The 17,062-nt window shown below is 68.2% G+C and carries 19 protein-coding genes and 2 pseudogenes; 6 read left to right on the top strand and 15 right to left on the bottom strand.

What is annotated here, in order from left to right; translation table 11 throughout:
- Positions 1-138 precede the first annotated feature (138 nt).
- Together ACWC91_RS32630 and ACWC91_RS32625 are read right to left on the bottom strand one after the other, a co-directional pair.
- Complete coding sequence (locus ACWC91_RS32630) at positions 139-990, bottom strand: IS5 family transposase (RefSeq protein WP_450642919.1); 852 nt, start codon at positions 988-990, stop codon at positions 139-141.
- Positions 991-1,088: 98 nt separating this feature from the next.
- Positions 1,089-2,009: an SDR family NAD(P)-dependent oxidoreductase gene (locus tag ACWC91_RS32625; RefSeq protein ID WP_450642920.1), complete on the bottom strand. Its 921-nt coding sequence runs from the start codon at positions 2,007-2,009 to the stop codon at positions 1,089-1,091.
- A gap of 167 nt (positions 2,010-2,176) precedes the next feature.
- Here ACWC91_RS32625 and ACWC91_RS32620 point away from each other — a divergent pair, with 167 nt between their 5' ends.
- Complete coding sequence (locus ACWC91_RS32620) at positions 2,177-2,782, top strand: TetR/AcrR family transcriptional regulator (RefSeq protein WP_376505905.1); 606 nt, start codon at positions 2,177-2,179, stop codon at positions 2,780-2,782.
- Positions 2,783-4,272: 1,490 nt separating this feature from the next.
- On the opposite strand, the pseudogene ACWC91_RS32615 reads toward ACWC91_RS32620, so the two are convergent.
- A pseudogene (locus ACWC91_RS32615) lies at positions 4,273-4,977 on the bottom strand (DUF2637 domain-containing protein); the annotation flags it as partial.
- Positions 4,978-5,696: 719 nt separating this feature from the next.
- Complete coding sequence (locus ACWC91_RS32610) at positions 5,697-6,134, bottom strand: lamin tail domain-containing protein (RefSeq protein ID WP_376505903.1); 438 nt, start codon at positions 6,132-6,134, stop codon at positions 5,697-5,699.
- A gap of 461 nt (positions 6,135-6,595) precedes the next feature.
- Here ACWC91_RS32610 and ACWC91_RS32605 point away from each other — a divergent pair, with 461 nt between their 5' ends.
- Positions 6,596-7,189 (top strand): hypothetical protein, encoded by a 594-nt coding sequence (locus tag ACWC91_RS32605; RefSeq protein ID WP_376505901.1) that lies wholly within the window; start codon positions 6,596-6,598, stop codon positions 7,187-7,189.
- A gap of 136 nt (positions 7,190-7,325) precedes the next feature.
- Here the strand turns inward: ACWC91_RS32605 and ACWC91_RS32600 are convergent.
- The 10 genes and pseudogenes from ACWC91_RS32600 to ACWC91_RS32555 form a co-directional block, all read right to left on the bottom strand.
- A pseudogene (locus ACWC91_RS32600) lies at positions 7,326-7,475 on the bottom strand (IS256 family transposase); the annotation flags it as partial.
- Between the two features lie 320 nt (positions 7,476-7,795).
- On the bottom strand, positions 7,796-8,113 hold the full coding sequence (locus tag ACWC91_RS32595; RefSeq protein WP_376505899.1) for a DUF6087 family protein: 318 nt from the start codon (positions 8,111-8,113) through the stop codon (positions 7,796-7,798).
- 61 nt (positions 8,114-8,174) lie between these two features.
- On the bottom strand, positions 8,175-8,819 hold the full coding sequence (locus ACWC91_RS32590) for a hypothetical protein (protein ID WP_376505897.1): 645 nt from the start codon (positions 8,817-8,819) through the stop codon (positions 8,175-8,177).
- Between the two features lie 229 nt (positions 8,820-9,048).
- A complete protein-coding gene (locus ACWC91_RS32585) occupies positions 9,049-9,303 on the bottom strand; it encodes a hypothetical protein (protein WP_376505895.1) in 255 nt (84 codons plus the stop codon).
- On the bottom strand, positions 9,303-9,779 hold the full coding sequence (locus tag ACWC91_RS32580) for a hypothetical protein (protein ID WP_376505893.1): 477 nt from the start codon (positions 9,777-9,779) through the stop codon (positions 9,303-9,305). Before ACWC91_RS32580 ends, ACWC91_RS32585 begins: the two co-directional genes overlap by 1 nt.
- Positions 9,688-10,269 (bottom strand): MvdC/MvdD family ATP grasp protein, encoded by a 582-nt coding sequence (locus ACWC91_RS32575; protein WP_376505892.1) that lies wholly within the window; start codon positions 10,267-10,269, stop codon positions 9,688-9,690. The genes ACWC91_RS32580 and ACWC91_RS32575 overlap by 92 nt, the downstream gene beginning before the upstream one ends.
- Positions 10,269-10,550: a putative ATP-grasp-modified RiPP gene (tgmA, locus tag ACWC91_RS32570; RefSeq protein WP_450644302.1), complete on the bottom strand. Its 282-nt coding sequence runs from the start codon at positions 10,548-10,550 to the stop codon at positions 10,269-10,271. Before tgmA ends, ACWC91_RS32575 begins: the two co-directional genes overlap by 1 nt.
- A gap of 260 nt (positions 10,551-10,810) precedes the next feature.
- On the bottom strand, positions 10,811-11,356 hold the full coding sequence (locus ACWC91_RS32565) for a hypothetical protein (RefSeq protein WP_450644304.1): 546 nt from the start codon (positions 11,354-11,356) through the stop codon (positions 10,811-10,813).
- Between the two features lie 59 nt (positions 11,357-11,415).
- On the bottom strand, positions 11,416-11,979 hold the full coding sequence (locus tag ACWC91_RS32560) for a hypothetical protein (protein WP_450644306.1): 564 nt from the start codon (positions 11,977-11,979) through the stop codon (positions 11,416-11,418).
- On the bottom strand, positions 11,976-12,860 hold the full coding sequence (locus ACWC91_RS32555; protein ID WP_450644308.1) for an ATP-binding protein: 885 nt from the start codon (positions 12,858-12,860) through the stop codon (positions 11,976-11,978). The genes ACWC91_RS32560 and ACWC91_RS32555 overlap by 4 nt, the downstream gene beginning before the upstream one ends.
- A gap of 317 nt (positions 12,861-13,177) precedes the next feature.
- Here ACWC91_RS32555 and ACWC91_RS32550 point away from each other — a divergent pair, with 317 nt between their 5' ends.
- Both ACWC91_RS32550 and ACWC91_RS32545 read left to right on the top strand, forming a co-directional pair.
- Entirely contained in the window at positions 13,178-14,032 is an 855-nt protein-coding gene (locus tag ACWC91_RS32550) for a helix-turn-helix domain-containing protein (RefSeq protein ID WP_450644310.1), read from the top strand.
- Positions 14,033-14,039: 7 nt separating this feature from the next.
- Entirely contained in the window at positions 14,040-14,282 is a 243-nt protein-coding gene (locus ACWC91_RS32545; RefSeq protein ID WP_450726154.1) for a DUF397 domain-containing protein, read from the top strand.
- Positions 14,283-14,517: 235 nt separating this feature from the next.
- Here the strand turns inward: ACWC91_RS32545 and ACWC91_RS32540 are convergent, their stop codons facing one another.
- The gene (locus ACWC91_RS32540; protein WP_450644312.1) at positions 14,518-14,748 is read right to left on the bottom strand and encodes a hypothetical protein; all 231 of its coding nucleotides are present in this window, start codon (positions 14,746-14,748) and stop codon (positions 14,518-14,520) included.
- Between the two features lie 417 nt (positions 14,749-15,165).
- On the opposite strand from ACWC91_RS32540, the gene ACWC91_RS32535 reads away from it, so the two are divergent.
- On the top strand, positions 15,166-15,348 hold the full coding sequence (locus tag ACWC91_RS32535; RefSeq protein WP_450644314.1) for a hypothetical protein: 183 nt from the start codon (positions 15,166-15,168) through the stop codon (positions 15,346-15,348).
- Entirely contained in the window at positions 15,345-16,265 is a 921-nt protein-coding gene (locus tag ACWC91_RS32530) for an IS3 family transposase (protein WP_450644316.1), read from the top strand. Before ACWC91_RS32535 ends, ACWC91_RS32530 begins: the two co-directional genes overlap by 4 nt.
- Positions 16,266-17,062: the final 797 nt, after the last annotated feature.

The following is a 17,062-nucleotide window of genomic DNA, read 5'->3' as shown; positions in this document are numbered from 1 at the left end:
TCGCGATGTCTGCGCAATGCAGTTCTGACCTGGTGTTTCTTCTGATTGCGCAGCCTGCTGGGCACGGCGGGAAGACTGGGTGCCCAGCCGGTGCGTGGTGTCGGACTTAGAGCGTCCGCGAGTAGGCGTTGAGTTGGGCTATCGGATGCGGGGACTGCGCGGGCGGGTGTCCCACCGGTGGGTGTACCAGGCTCGTCGGATCAGGCTACGGACGGTGATGATGGCTGTGGCCAGAGCAAGGAAGAACTCGGTGCATGCGCGTCGCCGCTCGGTGTTGCGGCGAAGCTTGCCGAAGTTGTTCATCCACGAGTTTGTGCGCTCGACCACCCAGCGGCCGTCGGTCTGGATCGGCGTCTTCGTGCCGCGCTTGCTGATGCGTGGCCTGATCTCGCGTTCGGCCAGGGCGGTGTGGACGGGCTGGTAGTCGTAGCCGGCATCTAGGCTCAGTGCCGGGTTCTGCGGGGCGTGGTCTAGGCGGTCTGTCAACTCGGTGAACTCGTCGAGGGTTTCGTAGAGCAGCGTGTGGTCGCGAACGTTCGCGGCGGCAGGCACCGTCACCATGGGTATTCCGTATCCGTCGGTCAGCTGGGACCGCTTGGTGCCCTGCTTGCCCCGGTCTACCGGAGACTTCCCCGCGCACTGCCCGCCCGAGGGTGCCTTGGTGATGCACCCGTCCGCGGCCAGGTCCTCGAGTTCCAGGCCCACCATCTGGTCGTACGCTCCCAGTACCGCGAGGAGCAGGTAGCCGATGACACCGGCCTCGATCCACTCGTCCCGCCGCCGGCGGATCGTGGTCGCCGAACAGGCCTGGTCAGCGACCCGCTCGTAGCCCATCCCCGAGACCAGCGCCAGGACAAGCCGGTCGAACACGACCGCGTCCGCGATCCGCGGGTTGTGGCACCCCAGCGGGTGCGAATCGGGGCGGGCAGGGATCAGCCTCAGGAACTCCTCACGGATCGGGTCGATGATGGACGCGGGCACGACGGACACGAACCCCCCAGATGGTCACATAGCGTAGGCAACTCCATGATCATCAAACCCGTCTCCGTCGTGCCGCCCCTCTCCGTTGTGGCTTACTGGCCGACGCTCTACACGATGAAGCGGTGGATGGCTTCGTTGGCGTGGTCCTGAAACGACGGGTTGACCAAGTCGGGGAAGATGTCCACTTGGTCGACCAGGGGGCCCTTCAGCTTGTTGGCCGCGCTGGCGTAGAACACGCCGCTGGACAGGGTCGGGTCGGTGACACCGTCGACCAGTCGTTTCGCGCCGACCTCAAGCTTGTGGGAGATCCCCAGGGCGGGCAGGACGTACTTGGACGCCATGCGCAGCGGTAGGGCAATGTCGTTGGAGGCTTGGGTGCCGGTGGTGGCGCCGGGGCTCACGGTGAGGAAGCGGCGGTCGGGGTACTGGCGGGCCAGGTAGGCCATCCAGAGGGCCCCGATGTACTTGGCCTGCCCGAAGGCGAGGTTGAAGTCGGTCTTTCCGTCGGCGAAGTAGCTGCCGTCGATGACGGTGGCGAGTTCATCGGCAGAGGTTGAGGCGAAGGACGGCCGCTTCATCCGCAACATCGGAAGTCCCCTGGCTGCTTCGCTTCCGGCCAGAACCGCGACCTCGCCGAGCCGCCCCTCGGTCAGGAGTCCTTCGAGGAGGACGACGTGACCCAGAACATTCGTCGCGAAGACGTTGGTGACCCCGTCAGCGGTCAACTCCATCGACCGCGGGCCGATGACGCCAGCATTCATGACCAATGCGTCGACGGATCCGTCGACGGCGGCAAGGCCGGCTCGGACCGAGCCCAGATCGGCGACATCCATGACGACGATGTCGAAGATGCGCCGGCCGGTAGCGGCTTCGAGGTCGGCCTTTGCCGTTGTCGCCCGGTCTCGGTTGCGGCAGGCCAAGTAGATGCGGGCCGTCTCCGGTCGCAGAGCCAGTTGCCGGGCCACGTCCTTGCCGATCCCGACATTGGCGCCCGTAATCATCACGGTCTTTCCCGTGAGTGTGCTCATCGGGATTCCCTCTCATCTTCTGTGGGGCTGTTCAGATTGGACGGCTCATGCTGATTCGCGGGGCCGGTGCTGCGTTGGCGAGTCACGCGGCCCTCAAAATGGGTTGTGCAACTCAGTCTGACCCGGCCAGACTGGGCTGTCAAACTCAGAATCGCTACTATGGGTGCATGGCGAACAAGACGAACGATCGGCCGCGGCTGACCGCGAAGGGCGAGCGCGTTCGGGGCCGAATCGTGGAGGGGGCTGCGGCCTTGATCCACGAGCGCGGAGTCGCGGGTACCACCCTGGAAGACGTCAAGGGGGCAGCGGAGGTCAGCGGCTCGCAGCTCTACCACTACTTTCCCGACAAGAACGAGCTCCTGCAGGCGGTCATCGACTACCAGGCCGACACCCTCGTCAATCACAATCGGCAGGCGCTCAGCAGTGAAGACGGAGTCGCAGCCTGGCGGGACATGCTGATCGCCGGGGTGAAGCACGGCCAGGCAAAGGGCGGCTGCCCACTCGGTTCGCTCGGCGGTCAACTCGCCGAGAGCGACCCCGAGGCCCGAGCCCTCATCGCCGCCGGATTCGAGCGATGGTCGGCTGCCATCAGCGAAGGACTCAGGTCGCTTCACGCCGACGGGAAGCTCGCACCCGGCATTGAACCGGACGCCCTCGCCACCACGATGCTCGCCACCCTGCAAGGCGGACTTCTACTCGCCCAGGTACAACGGAGTACGCGTCCCTTCGAAGTTGCAATCGATACCGTCCTCGCCCTTGCCATCCGGACTTGAGACGCGAAGACCGGTAGCCGGCTGTACTCCGCCGCTGAACGATGCGTCGCAAGGCCACCAGGGCCGCCTCCGCGCGCCATCCGACGACTCTGGCCGGGTCCCGCTCCCTGTGCAGTTCCTCAGGCTCATCGTCGCGTTGAGGCAGAGCGGCACGGCCCCCGCCGAGCGGCGGCGATGCGGTCCTCTACTTGAGGCACGGATCATCACCGTCCGTAGCCTGATCCGACGACCTGGCATACCCACCGGCAAGACACCTGCCCGCGCAGCCCCCGCATCCGATAGCCCAGCTCAACGCCTACTGGCGGACGCTCTTACTGCTGTGCTTCGGCGTGGTGGCGGATGAGTGCCTGCCAGCGGCGTTCGAAGTCGGCGGCGTTCTCTGAGATGTACTCGGGGGTAATGGGCTTGTTGTACTGCGCAGTGATCCCGTGGGCTGCGCACTGCTGCGCAACGGCCTCGAAGGACGGTTTGTCACTGCGCACCCGTTGCTCGGCCCAGAGGCTGTAGACCCGGAACGGCAGCAGGTAGCGCCGCAAGGTGGAGGGGCTCACCGGCTTGCCACCACGACCGTGGAGGCCTTTGCCAGCTAGGAACTCGGAGAGCTGCTCCGCCTTCTCCGGTTCGGCACCGTTCTCAGCCTGGTACTCCATCCACGCCAGGTAGTAGCGGTCGACAGTGGTGAGGACGACGGTCTCCCCCGCGACGGCATCCTCGTCCGGAGACTGGTCATCGATGGCGGCGCTCACCTGCGAGGTGCGTTGCTCCTTGGCGGCCTGAGCGCCCGCGCCGGCGGGCGCCGTTTCGGGTGCCTCTTCAGACGGGAGGACCTCTTCGGTGACCTGCTCGTCAGGATCTGCGGCTGCAGCTCCAGCGGGCGGTCCACTGCTGCCGAACTCGTGCTCCTCAAAGCTCGCAACAAAGGCTGCCAGGTCCTCGCCGGTGATGGGCCGGCCGCCATCTCCAGTGATGGCGTCCCGCTCGTACACGTAGGCGGCGAGGGCGGCGGCATCCGGGTACGTGCTGAACTCCTGCGCGTAGTCGCCCCAGGCGCTGTGGAAATAGTCGTACCACTGGTCGGCTGGCTCCGCTCCGTCGGTGCCAGCGGGCTCTTGGCTAACGAGCGCATAGCGTTTCTGCAGGACCCGGAGCAGGGGCTGCACCTGGTCCTCGGAGAGCGGATCGCCAGTTCCCGTGGAGATGCCGTAGGTGTCGCGGAGCCAGACGGCCCACTGCGTCGGGGTCGGCTCGGCCTGGAACTGGGCGAGGAACGCCCGGTAGGCCTCGGCAAACCGATCGGCGGCTTCCTCGGTCGATTCCTGCCGCTCGTCCGGCTGCCCGGGCACTGGGGTTGCGACAGGGTCCTGGACCGGCTTCGGCTCTGCGCTCTCCAGCTCGGCCGCACCCTGTCCCTGAGATGCCACGGTTTCCAGGGTGGCGTCTTCCGACTGGGCCGCGGCGGTGACCCGCTCGACGGTGAACTGGATCGGTGGCTCCTCGATGCCGGCGGCGGCGAGACCGGCGAGCGCAGTCTCGGCGAGCGGGACGCCGTACCGGGCCAGCCGCAGGGGCATCAACGCCTCAACGGGGGCCTTGCGCCGCCACGCTCGGCCGAAGCGGGAGCGGAGGCTGGCCTGGTAGACCAGACGCTCCTGCTCCAGCTTGATGACTTGTTCGTAGGAGCGGAGCTCCCACAGCTTCATGCGGCGCCAGAGCAGGAACGTGGGCACGGGAGAGAGGAGCCAGCGGGTGAGACGGACGCCTTCCATGTGCTTGTCGGCGGTGATGTCGGCGATCCGGCCGATCGCATGCCGAGCAGCCTCGACCGCGACCACAAAGAGCACGGGCATGACCGCATGCATGCCGACACCCAGCGGGTCCGGCCACGCCGCTGCGCCATTGAAGGCGATGGTGGCTGCGGTCAGGAGCCACGCGGTCTGCCGCAGCAGTGGGAAGGGGATGCGGATCCAGGTGAGGAGCAGGTCCAGGGCGAGCAGGACGCAGATGCCAGCGTCGATGCCGATCGGGAACACGTAGGAGAAGTTCCCGAAGCCCTTCTTGAGAGCCAGCTCGCGGACGGCTGCGTAGGATCCTGCGAAGCCGATCCCGGCGATGATCACGGCACCCGTGACGATCACTGCGACCAAGACCCGGTGCCCCCGAGTCACAACGAGCACTCCATCCCGGCCCGCACGCATCCCGCTCCCCGGTTTGCACTTCACAACTGAGCCGTTCCCACACTCCCACAACCAGCCACCGCTCGCGGCGTTTTGAGGTCCCAGTCCGCCCAATCCCGCAACAAACCCGCTCACCACCGCCCGGAGCAGTAAACGCGAATGCAACCCTGATAACAGATCAAGGACCGTGCGCCTCCCGGAGGCCGATCACGACCGGCCGCTGCCGGCGGCGGTCTTCAGGCCCGCCCGGGCCGTCTCGTACCGGAACAGGAGACGGCCCCTGTCGAAGAACTCACCCGTCCGGGACGTCGTCGGCTCGAGCCGACGACGTCCCGGTCTGGCGGCTCCACCACCTCGGCTGTGTCACCGCGCCGTTGCGACACCCCAAGCCGAAGGCGAGCGCTGCTCCGGCTCCTCCCACAGCAATCGCCCAGGGCGGGAGCCGGTGCGTTCGCGCCGGCGGTGAACGCCACGACGGCCCTGTGCGCGAACACGGCAGTCAGCCCGGCGCGGGCCTTGCCGTCGGGTCACATCATGGCGGTACCGTCGGCGTACTGCCTCAGCAACTGCTCCAGGGCGGATCGGCTGAGGACCACGGGCGGCAGGCCAGGGTGGGCCATCGAGCCGCGTACCGAGCGGCACGAAGGTCTCTGGCCCGGCCCGCAGAGCCGGTGGCTTCGCTCGGAAGTCCGGGCGGAGCGGGGGTTCTCCCGGTGCGGTGCCGGGCCGGATTCATGTCGTCAGCAGGCGGTCCAGCTCTTGCTGGGGCTGTTGTAGGAGCAGGTGTCCTGGGTCTTGCCCGCGGCGGTCTTCAGCGTGGCCTTGTCCTTGTCGTTGTTCCACACGTAGGCGGCACGCTGCTGGTACACGTGCGCCGCCGTGTTGGTGCCCTTGCCGGTGTGGACGGTGACGGACGCGCCGGCCTTCAGGGTGAAGGTGCCGAAGGTGTAGCGGTGGCTGGAGGCGTCGGAGAGGGTCCAGCCCTTGAGGCTGACCGCCTTCGACGTCGAGTTCTTGATCACCACGTACTCGGCGTTCAGGCTCGCGTTGGAACGCGTGTCCGGGCCCGGGCTGTTGTAGTAGATCTTGGTCAGGTGCACCGAGCCGGCCGCCTGCGCGGGCGTGGCTACCAGAAGGGAGCCCGCCAGAACACACACGGCGATAGCCGTCTTCTTCATCGGATATACCTCAAAGGGTAGTTACGGGTGGTCAGGCCATCATCATCCCGTACCGTGCGGGCCCCGGCGGGCACAGTGACACACCTGTGGCACAAGCTGCCGAACTGTCACACTTGACGCCCCGCCCCTGTGGCGGAGTACTCTCCGGGACCGACCGGGTGTCCACCGCGCACCCGTATGCTGCTCCCCCGCCCCGTGCGGGTTTCCCTCGCAGCACTCTCCCAGCTGATTGACCATCGCGTAGAGGCCAGCCACATCACGGGCTTGAGTTTCGCCGTTTTCGCATGGTCGCTCCGGTGGTTGTGGTTGCTGGCGTTTGGGGTCTGTGGCCTTGGCGGCGGCCGTAGGGTGGGGCTGTGGATGAGTGGCTTGTAGCGCAGGTACAGCACCTAGACCAGCAGGGTCGGTCGGCGAAGGCGATCGCCAGGACGCTGGGGGTGGGTGTCAGAGACGTCGTGGGGGTGCTGAACGGCGCCGTGCAGGTCTCGGTTCCGGGTCGTGGCGAGCCGCGTTGCTGGGTGAACGCCGGCTGGAGCCGCAGTGTGGATCTTGAGGGTGCGCCGCAGTGGACGGGCTTGGATCCTGGGGCTTCCGATGCCGAGGAGGTGCGCGGCCTTGTCGCCGTACTCGTCGCCGTGGACAGCGACCGATCCGCGAAGGCCCAGGTCGCCGGGTTCCTGCTGGATGTGTGGTGCCTGGGGGTGAAGAACGCGCTGCCTCCGGAGCCAATGGCCCCGAGTCAGCTGGCCGCGCACCGGCACGCCTACTTCAGCGCCTTCGAGGGGCATGCGCAGGTTCCCGCCGAGCTTGTCCGTGCCCTGGTGTTCGGTGCCGCCGACTACGCCCGCGGACTCGGGTTCGTTCCCGAGGCGGACTTCGATGCCGCCGCCGCTGTGCTCGGTGAGCCCGCCGGTCCCTGCCCGATCCGCTTCGGCCGTGATGGCAAGCCCTTCTACGTCAACGGGCCCTATGACGATCCCGAGGCGATCGTGCGGACTTTGCGGCACACCGTCGGCGACGACGGCTTCCACTACACCGTCGCCTTCCCCGAGTAGCCGCGGCGGCGTCGGCTGTTCCGAGCGCGTCGATGGCCGCCCGGGGCGCGTGAGCCGGCAGACCATCACCCCGGCGGGTGACGGGCCGGCCGGTTCGGGCTGTTCGCAGGCCGGACAGCGGCAGCATCAGGGGGCGGGCGCCTGCCCGGACGAGGGCGACGAGGTGGGGCGCGTCCACGGCCCGCCACCGGGCCTGGACGGACTCGACGAGTGTGAAGACCATGGCCAGGGCGGCGGCGCGGGAGCCGGCACCCGTGGTGACCTTGGTCCGCAGCCGGACGGTGGCCCGGCGATCTCGGTGGCAGCGCGCCGCCGCGGTCCTCTGCCCGGGCTCGGGCGTCTCGGCCGGGGCCACCATCGGCTTGGGGGCCGTCTCGGGCTCGAGCCAGGAGAACAGGCCCTCCCGCAGGCGGGAGCGGCCGGTCCCGGGCGAGAGGGCGGCTGTCGCGGTCGTCACCGTTCCTCCGGGTCACTGCGGGATTGACGTACAACACATCCCCCTTCACCGCCGGAACGCCAACGGCCGTGTTCCGTTACACCCCAACGGCTGTGCCCTACGAGCCGGGGGCAACTCGGGGGCACAGCCGTTGGGTGGGGCAGGTGGCATCAGGGCCGGTGGAGCACCTCGGTCGGTCGCCATGGTTCGGGCATCCGCGGCAGCTTGCCGAACGTCGGCAGAGGGACCTGTTCGGCCCGGGACGCCGCGTCACCGCCGGTCTCGCTCGCAGCGGCCTGGAAGTCCTCGGCGACTCCGGCCGGCGTCCACTGGTGCCCGTCCCATTCCTGGATGCCGCGCGGGACGTCAGGGGTGACGTGGGCTCCCCGCCCCGGCTGGTCGCCGAGCGGTGTGGCCCGACGTTCCCCGGACGTGGGGCGGCGCTGCTCACGGCCTGCTGCCCACTCCTCCAGGGGCTCGTCTTCCATGGGGGGTTCCCTCCTCGTCGGCTTCGTCCAGTCTGCCGCGTCAATGTCGCGGCCGGGAGGCTTATAGCGTTGTCGACCATCCGCCGCGCGACAGGGTGGTCTCACCATCGGGGGCGATGGTCACCCTTGCCCCGTAGACGAGGAGTTCGCCGTGCTCCAGCCACCGCCATCGGATCTGCTCGAGGACGTCGTACAGGCGACGCGGGCCGCCCTGGTGGACAGTCGTGGTGCGCTCGCCCCGTTCGGTGCGGGCGTGGACCCAGGAACCGTCCGGGTGGAGCATCCACGTCATGCGGCTGCCGTCGTCGCTGGTGCCGGTGCGGTGTTCGATGCCGGGCGCGAGCAGGGAGAGCATCGACCACACCTCCCAGGCCTGCATGACGTCGAGCACGGGGAACGGGGAGACGGTGGCCTCGCCGTCGTCGGTGCTGGCCGTGGTGAACAGGTCGTTGAGCGCGGGCGGGTAGTCGTCGCCGGTGCGGGTGGCCATGAACGATGCCCGGTCCCACTCGACTCGTCCCATCGCGCCGCCGTCGTCGGTCTTGTCGGCGGTGATGATCAGGCCGGTCCCGGTGATGGTGGTGACCAGGCGCCCGCCGGGGGCGAGGGCGGTCAGCCACTGGGCGGGGATGCGGGGCATGGACACCATGGACACGATCCGGTCGGAGGTGCCCGGCAGTCCGCTGTTGCCGTCGCCGGTGACCACGATGGGTGCCGACCCATCCGGTCGAAGCCTACGGCGGCGGCCTGGGCCAGGTACGGGTCGACGTCCAAGGTCGTCACCAGGTCGTCCCCGAGCCGGCGGCAGGCCAGGGCGGCGCTGTAGCCGGAGCCGGTGGCCAGGTCCAACAGGCGCACGCCCGGTGTGAGACGGCCGTGCCGCAACATCGTGACGACCAGGCTGGGCAACGTGGACGACGAGGTGGGGAGCCCGGTCACGGTCTGGCCGGCCTCGGCGTGGTCCGCGTGCACCGGCCCCACACGGTGACCAGCGTCGTATCCGAGTAGGCCGCTGCCGCCCACGCTTCCTCGTCGGACGGCCCGTCGACGACCGTCCACCCGTCCTTGCCGGGGGTGAACCAGCGCTCCAACAGCATGTGCCGCGGGGTGTCCATGAGCGGCTCCCACCAGTCCGATCCGGGGTACGAGATCCGGGCCGCGAGTGCGGCCGCGTGGGGCTTCCAGTCCATCAGGACACTCCTTGAAGATCATCGGCAACCGCTTCGGCGATCGGCAGGCCGGTCGCGCCCTGAATCCAGTCCCATTGGCCGCACGGATTGACCTCCAGGAACGTCCATCGACCCTGCGGGCCCACGATGAAGTCTGCTGCCCCGTAGCGGAGTTGCAGCCGGTCCATCAGCCGCCGCATCCCCTCGGCAACCTGCTCGGGCACCGTGGTGATGGTGTAGGTCAGTGCGCCGTAGTCGCTACGCCAGTCCTCGTAAGCGGCGTCGCTGCCTGCGTGGATGGCCGCGGCGAACATGCGCTCACCAACCACCGTCAGGCGTACTTCGTGGTCCTTGTCGACCCAGCTCTGGAAGAGATGCGCGGTGACGCTGATCCCCTGCAGGTCCTCAAGGTCGGCGAGGGTCAGACAGTGCGCGTAGACCGATTTGAGCTGTCTCTCCTCGATCAGGACAGGGGAGGCAACCGGTTTGTAGATCACCGGTCCGCCGGCCCTGGGCGGCGAAGGCCCGTACCTCCTGCGGCCGGTTGGTGATCAGGGTGGGCGGGATGCGGAGCCCGCACGCTCGCGCGGCGGCGAGCTGTACAGGCTTGTACTCGGCGCGCGCCATGGCCGTGGGGTGGTTCACCCACCGGCACTCGAGCGCGGACAGAACCCCACCGAGACCGGCGCGGGCCTGGGCGGCTGCGAACCTCTCCTCCGGGCCGGACATCCCCTGGGGGAACTGGAACGCCCCGGGGGCGCGGTAGTAGACCGCGCCAACCCGGGACAGCTCCACCGTCCGGTGCTCGGTGGTGAGTTCGCCCGTCCATGCGCATTCCTGGTCGATACGGCCGGTCAGGGCGAGGCGCTGCGGGAAGTCGACAGTGTCCATGCGGAACACCTCAACTCCGCGATGCTGCAGCTCGATGACGACCCGGTCTGTGGGCCAGTCGTCAGAGGCTGCCACGATCAGGACGGGCGAGGTCATCAGTCCTTGGGCCCCTCGTCCAGCGGCGGCGGGTTGTCCGTGGAGCCGTCCGGAACGGTCGGCGAGTGGGTGTTGGCCATGCAGGTCAGCAGTCCGCCATCGTCGGACACGCTGACCTGGCGGCCGTGGTCGTAGGCGTGGGCCGGGATACACGCGGCGCCGGTGGAGTCCGGAATGCGGGCGAACCGCAGCGCCCACGGCCGGGTCTGCGGGACAGACGGCGCCTCGCTGCTGTAGGGGGTACGCCCCCCCCCGGCCGGAGTGAGGGGGGAACGCCTCACGGCCCAAAGCTGTCCTCACAGTCTTCTCTCCGTTCGATTCGGTGGGGTGGGCGGGCCCGATGCAGAGGTGGAGCGGGGGCGCTCCTCGGGCCCGCCCGGCGCCGGCCGCCTGTCCTTCGTGTGGGCCGACCGACGCGTCTGGTCCCGGCGCGGGGAGGGAACCTCGCCGTGGGGGAACGGATCGGTGCAGTCCCCGCGCCGGGAGTTCGTACCTGCCCGATGGCCAGGGACCGACGTCATCCGGGCCACCAGGCAGGGGGTCAGGGGATGGCCGCGGCGAAGGTGATCACGGTGATGCGTCGCAGTTCGCGCACGGCCTGGCGGGCGACGACGAACGGCAAGTCCGGGGAGTCGTAGAGGACCAGTGCGTCCGGGTCGGGCGCACTCTGCCCGCCGGGGCGAGGGTAGAGCGTTCCACGCACACCTATTGGCTCGGCTTCACGCACGCGGAGCTTTGCGTGGCCCTCGCGCAGTCTCGGGCACAGGCGCGGCGCTTGCTCCGCGCAGGCCTCGCACATGGGTGGAATCGCGGAGCGAACACCTTCCCAGCGCGGGTCTATTGAGTCGTCAAGGAGAGGGAGGACCCACAGCATTTCGCGATCGTCGCGGGCGGCCGGCCCCTTGCAGCACGCGCAGAGGAAGTTTCCCATCGCGGTCCTCTGCCGCTCAGAGTGGAGCTCGGCCACGTACTCGGGTCTGCCGGTGGCAGTGCCGCCGCACAGCGTCCACAGCACGCCATCCAGGTCGCGCGCGAGGGCGTCCCGCACGGGGTCGGCGTACGCGACGCCGGACGCGGTGACCGTCACGGGCGCGGGTGGTGTGCTCTCCCCCGTCCACGGCGTCACGTACGGCGCTATCGGTCTCTTCACGATGTCCCCCCGTCTGCCGGCTGCAGGGCGATTCCGAGCCGGGCCGCAAGAGGGGCGTGCGGTGTCGGCTCGGGCCTAAGCTGCGTAAGGGCTTCGCGGAGCGGTCCGGTCGGGACCAGCCGGTCGCTTGCCGAGGGCCGGAACCAGTACGGGCCTGGGGGCACGGTCCGGTTCAGGGACGGCAGGGTGATCGTGTGGGGCGTGCCAAGGCACACGGCGTGGGTGTGGGGCACCCACCGGCTGAAGGATCCGGGCGGGACCAGCCAGTAGACCCAACCGTTCTCTGGGTCCTCGATCACGGGCCCGCAGCCGCCTTGGATCTCGTCCATCAGGGCGACGGCGGAACGTGCCTGAATACCGGAGCTGGTGATGACGACATCGAAGAGGTTGCCGCCGAGGCGTACGCGGGTGTCGCTGCGGGCCTCGACCGCCAAGAGGGTGCGGATCACCTCTGCGAGGTCGGCCATGTCGGCGGCCGGCTCCCGCGCCGGGCCGGCGGACTCGACCAGGTGCTGCATCACCTCGACGCCGGTCGGCATCGGCGCGGCCGGGGCCGTCACAGGTCCACCCGGCCCGGGTTCATGGTGGCGCGCACGGTCTTGCCCTCGAAGTCGGAAACGACGAACCAGGAAAGACGTGCGCCATGCTGCCGGGCGTTCCACAGGCCGCGGCCCTCGGCGCCTTCGACGGCCTCGTGGAAGTTGGGGAACTTCGGGTTCGGGTCCGTGACGTCGATGAGGAGTTCGTGGGCCTCGGTGACGCAGAGACGAGCGTCGAGGCTCTGCCCCGCCTTCCCGGGAGTGAGGCCGTACTCCACGGCGTTGTCAACGAGGCAGTGCAGTACGTCGATCGCGGCGTGCACGTTCCCCGGCCAGTGCAGCATCGTAAGCATGCTTCGGCCCGAGATGCGGGCGATCGTCACCGCGCTGGAGTCAGCGGGGATTTCCAGCGGCATCTCGCGTAAGACCGGCGCGGTCACCGCAGCGGATTCCATCTCAGAGGGTCCTTTACTCAGGGGCAGGGTGCACCAGGTCGTCGTTCCGTCCTCGCTGACTCCCCAGGCCTCGGCCAAGGACTCGACGAGGAGGAGCCCGCGGCCGCTCTCATCGTCGGGGCCGGCGCAGCGCGGCACGGGAGGAAGGGAGGAGCCGTCGTTCACCTCGATCACGCAGCGGTCGCCCTGGAGGTAAACGCGGACGCCGATGTCCAAGCCCCGGGCGTGGCGGAGGGCATTGGTCGCCAACTCGGTGAGCAGCAGCTCCGCAGTCTCCACCAGGTCGGGCCGGCCCCAGTGGGTGAGGCCAGCCCGGACGGTCCGGCGAAGCCGCTGCGGCCAGGCGGCGTCTGCCTCGGACAGGCCGTCGGTGTCGGGATCCGGGCGCCGCTCGATCGACATCTCAACGGCCGTCCGGATGCCTGCCTGCTGCGCGGCGAGTGTCATGCCGAAGACCTCCGAGCGCGTCCAGTGCGTGGCGATGTGGCAGGGCGAAGCGGCATCGCACTGGAATGCGAGATTTCCCCACTTGCCTGTCACGGCTTGCGTTGACTCAACTACCGTGGCGGTAGGACGCATTGGGAAGCAACTGAATCGCCGCTGAAAATTCAGCGGAGACGTAAATGGACTATGCCGGAACCTGCACAGGGGCTGCGGTGAGTGCACAGGGGCTGTCACACTCTGCGCAGGGTCATACTCAACCAGCGCAGACGCATGGGGGTGGTGCACAGGTGGCGGCGAAGCGAGGGGCAACCGGGCGGCGCTTGGAGCTCGGCATCCAGCTCAGACAGTTGCGCGAAAACTGTCCGCCCATCGAGGACGGCAGGGCGCGCGGCATGACCCGCAAGGCTGCCGTGCGTGGTCTCAAGGCGCTGTCGGAGGCATCCCTCGCGCGAATCGAGAACGGCGAGCTCAATTTCCGGCGCAACGTCGGAGACCTGCGCACGCTGTTGAAACGTTACGCCGTCGACGATGACGAGCTGATCGAGCAACTGGTCGAGCTAAACCGCGAGGCCCCGAACGACGACTGGCTGACCCAGTACCGCGCGTTCATGCCGGCGGGGATGCCGCACTACGTCGGCCTGGAGACAGAGGCCTTGGAGATCCTGGCCTACCACCCGACCGTCGTGTACGGCCTCCTGCAGACGGAGGACTACGCGCGAGCACTGTTCGAGGTGCAGCGACCCGTCGAGGACACCACCAGCGAGTTCATACAACGCAACGTAGACCTGCGGATGGAGCGCAAGCGCAGGGTCCTCGAGCGCGACGACGTTCGTCTCCGCGTGATCCTCGGCGAGGCTGCGCTCCGCATCCCCGTCGGTGACGAGGACACGATGCGCAATCAGTACCGCGAAATCGTCAAGCTGGCCCGGGAGGACCACATCCAGGTCCAGGTGCTGCCCTTCAAACGCGGCTACCGAACTACCAACGACTTCGCCATCCTGGACCTCGGTGAGCTCCCGTCTCGGGTTCAGACCGACAATGCATGGGGGGCCGTGTCCACCTCGGACAAGCCCCGCGAAGTCGACCGGTTCACACGCCGGTTCAACGCGATGGTCGGGGCCGCCCTCGGCCTCGAGGAGACCACCGAATTCCTGGAAGCACTCACCGGAAAGTAGCGTAGCCATCAACACTCACCGAATCCACCAGCCCTCGACCGAAATCGCCCCGGAAGAAGCCTGGTACAAGTCCTCATACAGCAGCGACGGCACCGGCAACTGCGTCGAGGCAGCCAACCTCCCGGCCACCGTGGCCGTCCGCGACTCCAAGGACAAGCCGGGGCCCGCGCTGGTCTTCCCGCGCAGCTCCTGGAGTTCCTTCGTCGCAAGCGTGAACGCCGGCGAGTTCGCCCCCGACGCGCGCGCCTAACCTGAGCTCTACCACGGCCTAACACGAACAGCATGGTGGCCCCCCTCAGACACATTGACGGGGGCCACCATCGTCTTTCTACCTGTCACCAACGCTACCCGTGACGGTGTGTAGCACAGTGTAGGTCTACCTGCCCCGGTTGTTCGAGAGTCACGCCGTCCTGATGGGTTGTGTGATGCGTGGCGATGAGCACGGCTGCGTTCTGGGCGACGGTCGAGGACCGGCTGGCGGACGGTCAGATGCGGCTGCTGTTTGTTGCGGACCGGATCCCGTTGGAGTTGAGGGCGATCGTCGAGTTCCTGAATCGGCAGATGCGGCTGACCGACGTGTACGCCATCGAGCTGACCCAGTACCGGGGCAACGGAGACCTCCGGGTCCTGGTCCCGCGCATCCACAGGGAGGTCGCCACGGCAGCGAAGTCCCCTTCCCGCCGCCGTACCACGCCCAGGACCACGCGCGCCGACATGGACGCGGCGCTCCGCACGCGCCTCGCCCCGAAGCTGAGGCAGATCGCGACCGCTTTACTCGATCACGGGGCTGCCAAGGGATGGTTGGAGGGCGGATACGCCACCTATCCGAGCATGTCCGTCCACTACTCCGTCGCCGGCCGGCAGGTGCCGATCTGGACGCTGTCCCTGTACGACAACCCTCCCAAGGAAGAACTCGCTTTCAGCTTCGGATCAGTCACCCACCACCTCGGCCCGCATCGGCGGCCGCGTTCGCACAGTCGCTGCCGGCCGTGCCCGAGTTGGAGAAGAAGCTGGAGGTGCAACGGCAGAAGGGCTAAAAAGGCTGGCCCTCAATTCCCTGAGTGCCTTCGCCACCCAGCCCGCCGCCGTAGAGGGCATCTTTACCCGCGATCCAGCACCTTGAGCTGCCGAGTTTGGTGGAGTCCGGTGATCTTTTTTCAGGCGGACTGCGGGGCGGCTTCCTGCTCACCACCGCCGAACGCGAGGAGCTTGCTGCCCTGCGCAGGGAGAATGCCCAGCTCAAGCGGGCGAACGAGGTCCTGCGGACGGCCTCGGCTTTTTTCGCCGCTCAGCTCGACCCGACCCGGCCCAGGTGAGAGCGCTCATCGACGAGCACCCGCACCTGGGGGTCGAGCCCGTACTGCGGGAACTGCACATCCCCTCCTCTACTTACTACCGCTGGTGCCAGGCCGAGAAGCGGCCGTGTGAGCGGCGCCGCCAGGACATCGAGCTGACCGGGCAGATCCGCCAGGTCCACGAGGACTCCGGCGGGATCTACGGCTCACCCCGCGTGCACGCGGTCCTCAAGCGAGAAGGCGTCCACGTCGGCCGCAAGCGGGTCGAACGGCTCATGCGGGAAGCCGGCCTCGCCGGGATCAGCCCCCGCAAGGGCAAGAGCTTCACCCGCCGCGACCCGGAGGCCGACCTCGCCCCTGACCTGGTGCAACGCGACTTCACCGCATCATCGCCGAACCGGCTGTGGGTCACCGACCTGACCATGATCCCCACCCAGGAGGGGCCACTGTGGCTGTCGGCGATCCGGGACGCCTTCTCCCGCAGGGTGGTGGCCTGGGAGACCTCCGCCCACGCGGACGCCGACCTGGTCCTCACCTCGCTGGAATACGCCCTCGCCAGCCGCGAGGTCGCCCCCGGCAAACTCGTCCACCACGCCGACCACGGCACCCAATACACATCCATCAAGCTCACAACACGCCTGGTCAGAGCGGGAATCCAAGCATCCATGGGATCGGTCGGCGACTCGTTCGACAACGCCCTGGCGGAGAACCTGTGGATGCTGATCAAGACCGAGTGCATCCGCGGCCGCGTCTTCGCGACCAGAGCCGAGGCGAACCTCGCGCTCTTCGAGTACATCGACGGCTTCTACAACCCCCGCCGCATCCAGAAACGGCTCGGCTACCTCAGCCCGATCGAGTTCGAGGAGAAGCACTACGCCAACCAGGCAGCGGCCGAACAAGTGAACCTGAAACCCCGTCACCCCTCTCTGACCAGCTAGTCAGCCACTCCCGCGCAGCGGGGGAACCTCAGTCCAAGCCCTGGAGAACGCGAACGCACTCGCACAGCCAGCACAGCGAGGGCGTCCCCCGCTCGATGGTGAACTCCTGCACGCCGTGGCCCACGCCTATCTGCGTGAAGCCATCAACGGCCCTGGTCTCCATCGCCGCCTAGCTGACCTGTTCAACCGCCCGGAACCGACCATCAAAGACTGGATCAAAGCAGCACGGGACCGCGGCTACCTCTCCCCCGCCGTCCCAGGCCGCCGGGCCGCCGGGCCCGGCCCACTCCTCACTCCCTCTGAGGATGGCTCACGGACACCACCAACGTGACCTCCGTACCGGTCAGCGTCTGCACCGGATCGGATTATCAAGGGCGAACCCATCGCACAGGACGTGCAGAACCGGGGTGGCCTTGGGTGTCAGCGCCGCTGGCTGGAGACCTGCTGGCCCGCCCGGCTGGATGTGGCCGAGTTGCCGCCTCGCATCGTGACGGCACGCTAACCGCAGGCTGGCCGGTGCGTGCGTCAGCGACTCGATGGCCGGTGTTCCTCACACCGCCAGAGCTGACGCCGGAGCGGATGGAGCTGCTGTCCGCGATCGGGATGGGGTGGTCCTGATGGTGGGCGTCGTCATCGCCGCAGCCGCCGCGCTTGCGGCCGGCTATCTGCTCGGGCGGCTGCGCCCGTGGCAGCGGCTGGGCGACTACTGAGGTTTTCGGGTTGAGGTCGGTGTGGTGATGGCCAGGCCGGTTTCGGTGAGGCAGCCGTCGATGAGGCGGGGGCGGTGCTGGATGTGT

Source organism: Streptomyces sp. NPDC001204, assembly GCF_053598035.1.
This window is presented reverse-complemented; position numbering and strand designations above follow the sequence as displayed.

What these genes read in the sequence shown, in the direction of transcription:
- ACWC91_RS32625 (WP_450642920.1), bottom strand. Translation starts at nt 2,009, where the DNA reads ATGAGCACACTCACGGGAAAGACCGTGATGATTACGGGCGCCAATGTC.
- ACWC91_RS32620 (WP_376505905.1), top strand. Translation starts at nt 2,177, where the DNA reads ATGGCGAACAAGACGAACGATCGGCCGCGGCTGACCGCGAAGGGCGAG.
- ACWC91_RS32610 (WP_376505903.1), bottom strand. Translation starts at nt 6,134, where the DNA reads ATGAAGAAGACGGCTATCGCCGTGTGTGTTCTGGCGGGCTCCCTTCTG.
- ACWC91_RS32595 (WP_376505899.1), bottom strand. Translation starts at nt 8,113, where the DNA reads ATGGAAGACGAGCCCCTGGAGGAGTGGGCAGCAGGCCGTGAGCAGCGC.
- ACWC91_RS32585 (WP_376505895.1), bottom strand. Translation starts at nt 9,303, where the DNA reads ATGGACTGGAAGCCCCACGCGGCCGCACTCGCGGCCCGGATCTCGTAC.
- ACWC91_RS32575 (WP_376505892.1), bottom strand. Translation starts at nt 10,269, where the DNA reads ATGACCTCGCCCGTCCTGATCGTGGCAGCCTCTGACGACTGGCCCACA.
- ACWC91_RS32555 (WP_450644308.1), bottom strand. Translation starts at nt 12,860, where the DNA reads ATGACACTCGCCGCGCAGCAGGCAGGCATCCGGACGGCCGTTGAGATG.
- ACWC91_RS32540 (WP_450644312.1), bottom strand. Translation starts at nt 14,748, where the DNA reads ATGTCGGCGCGCGTGGTCCTGGGCGTGGTACGGCGGCGGGAAGGGGAC.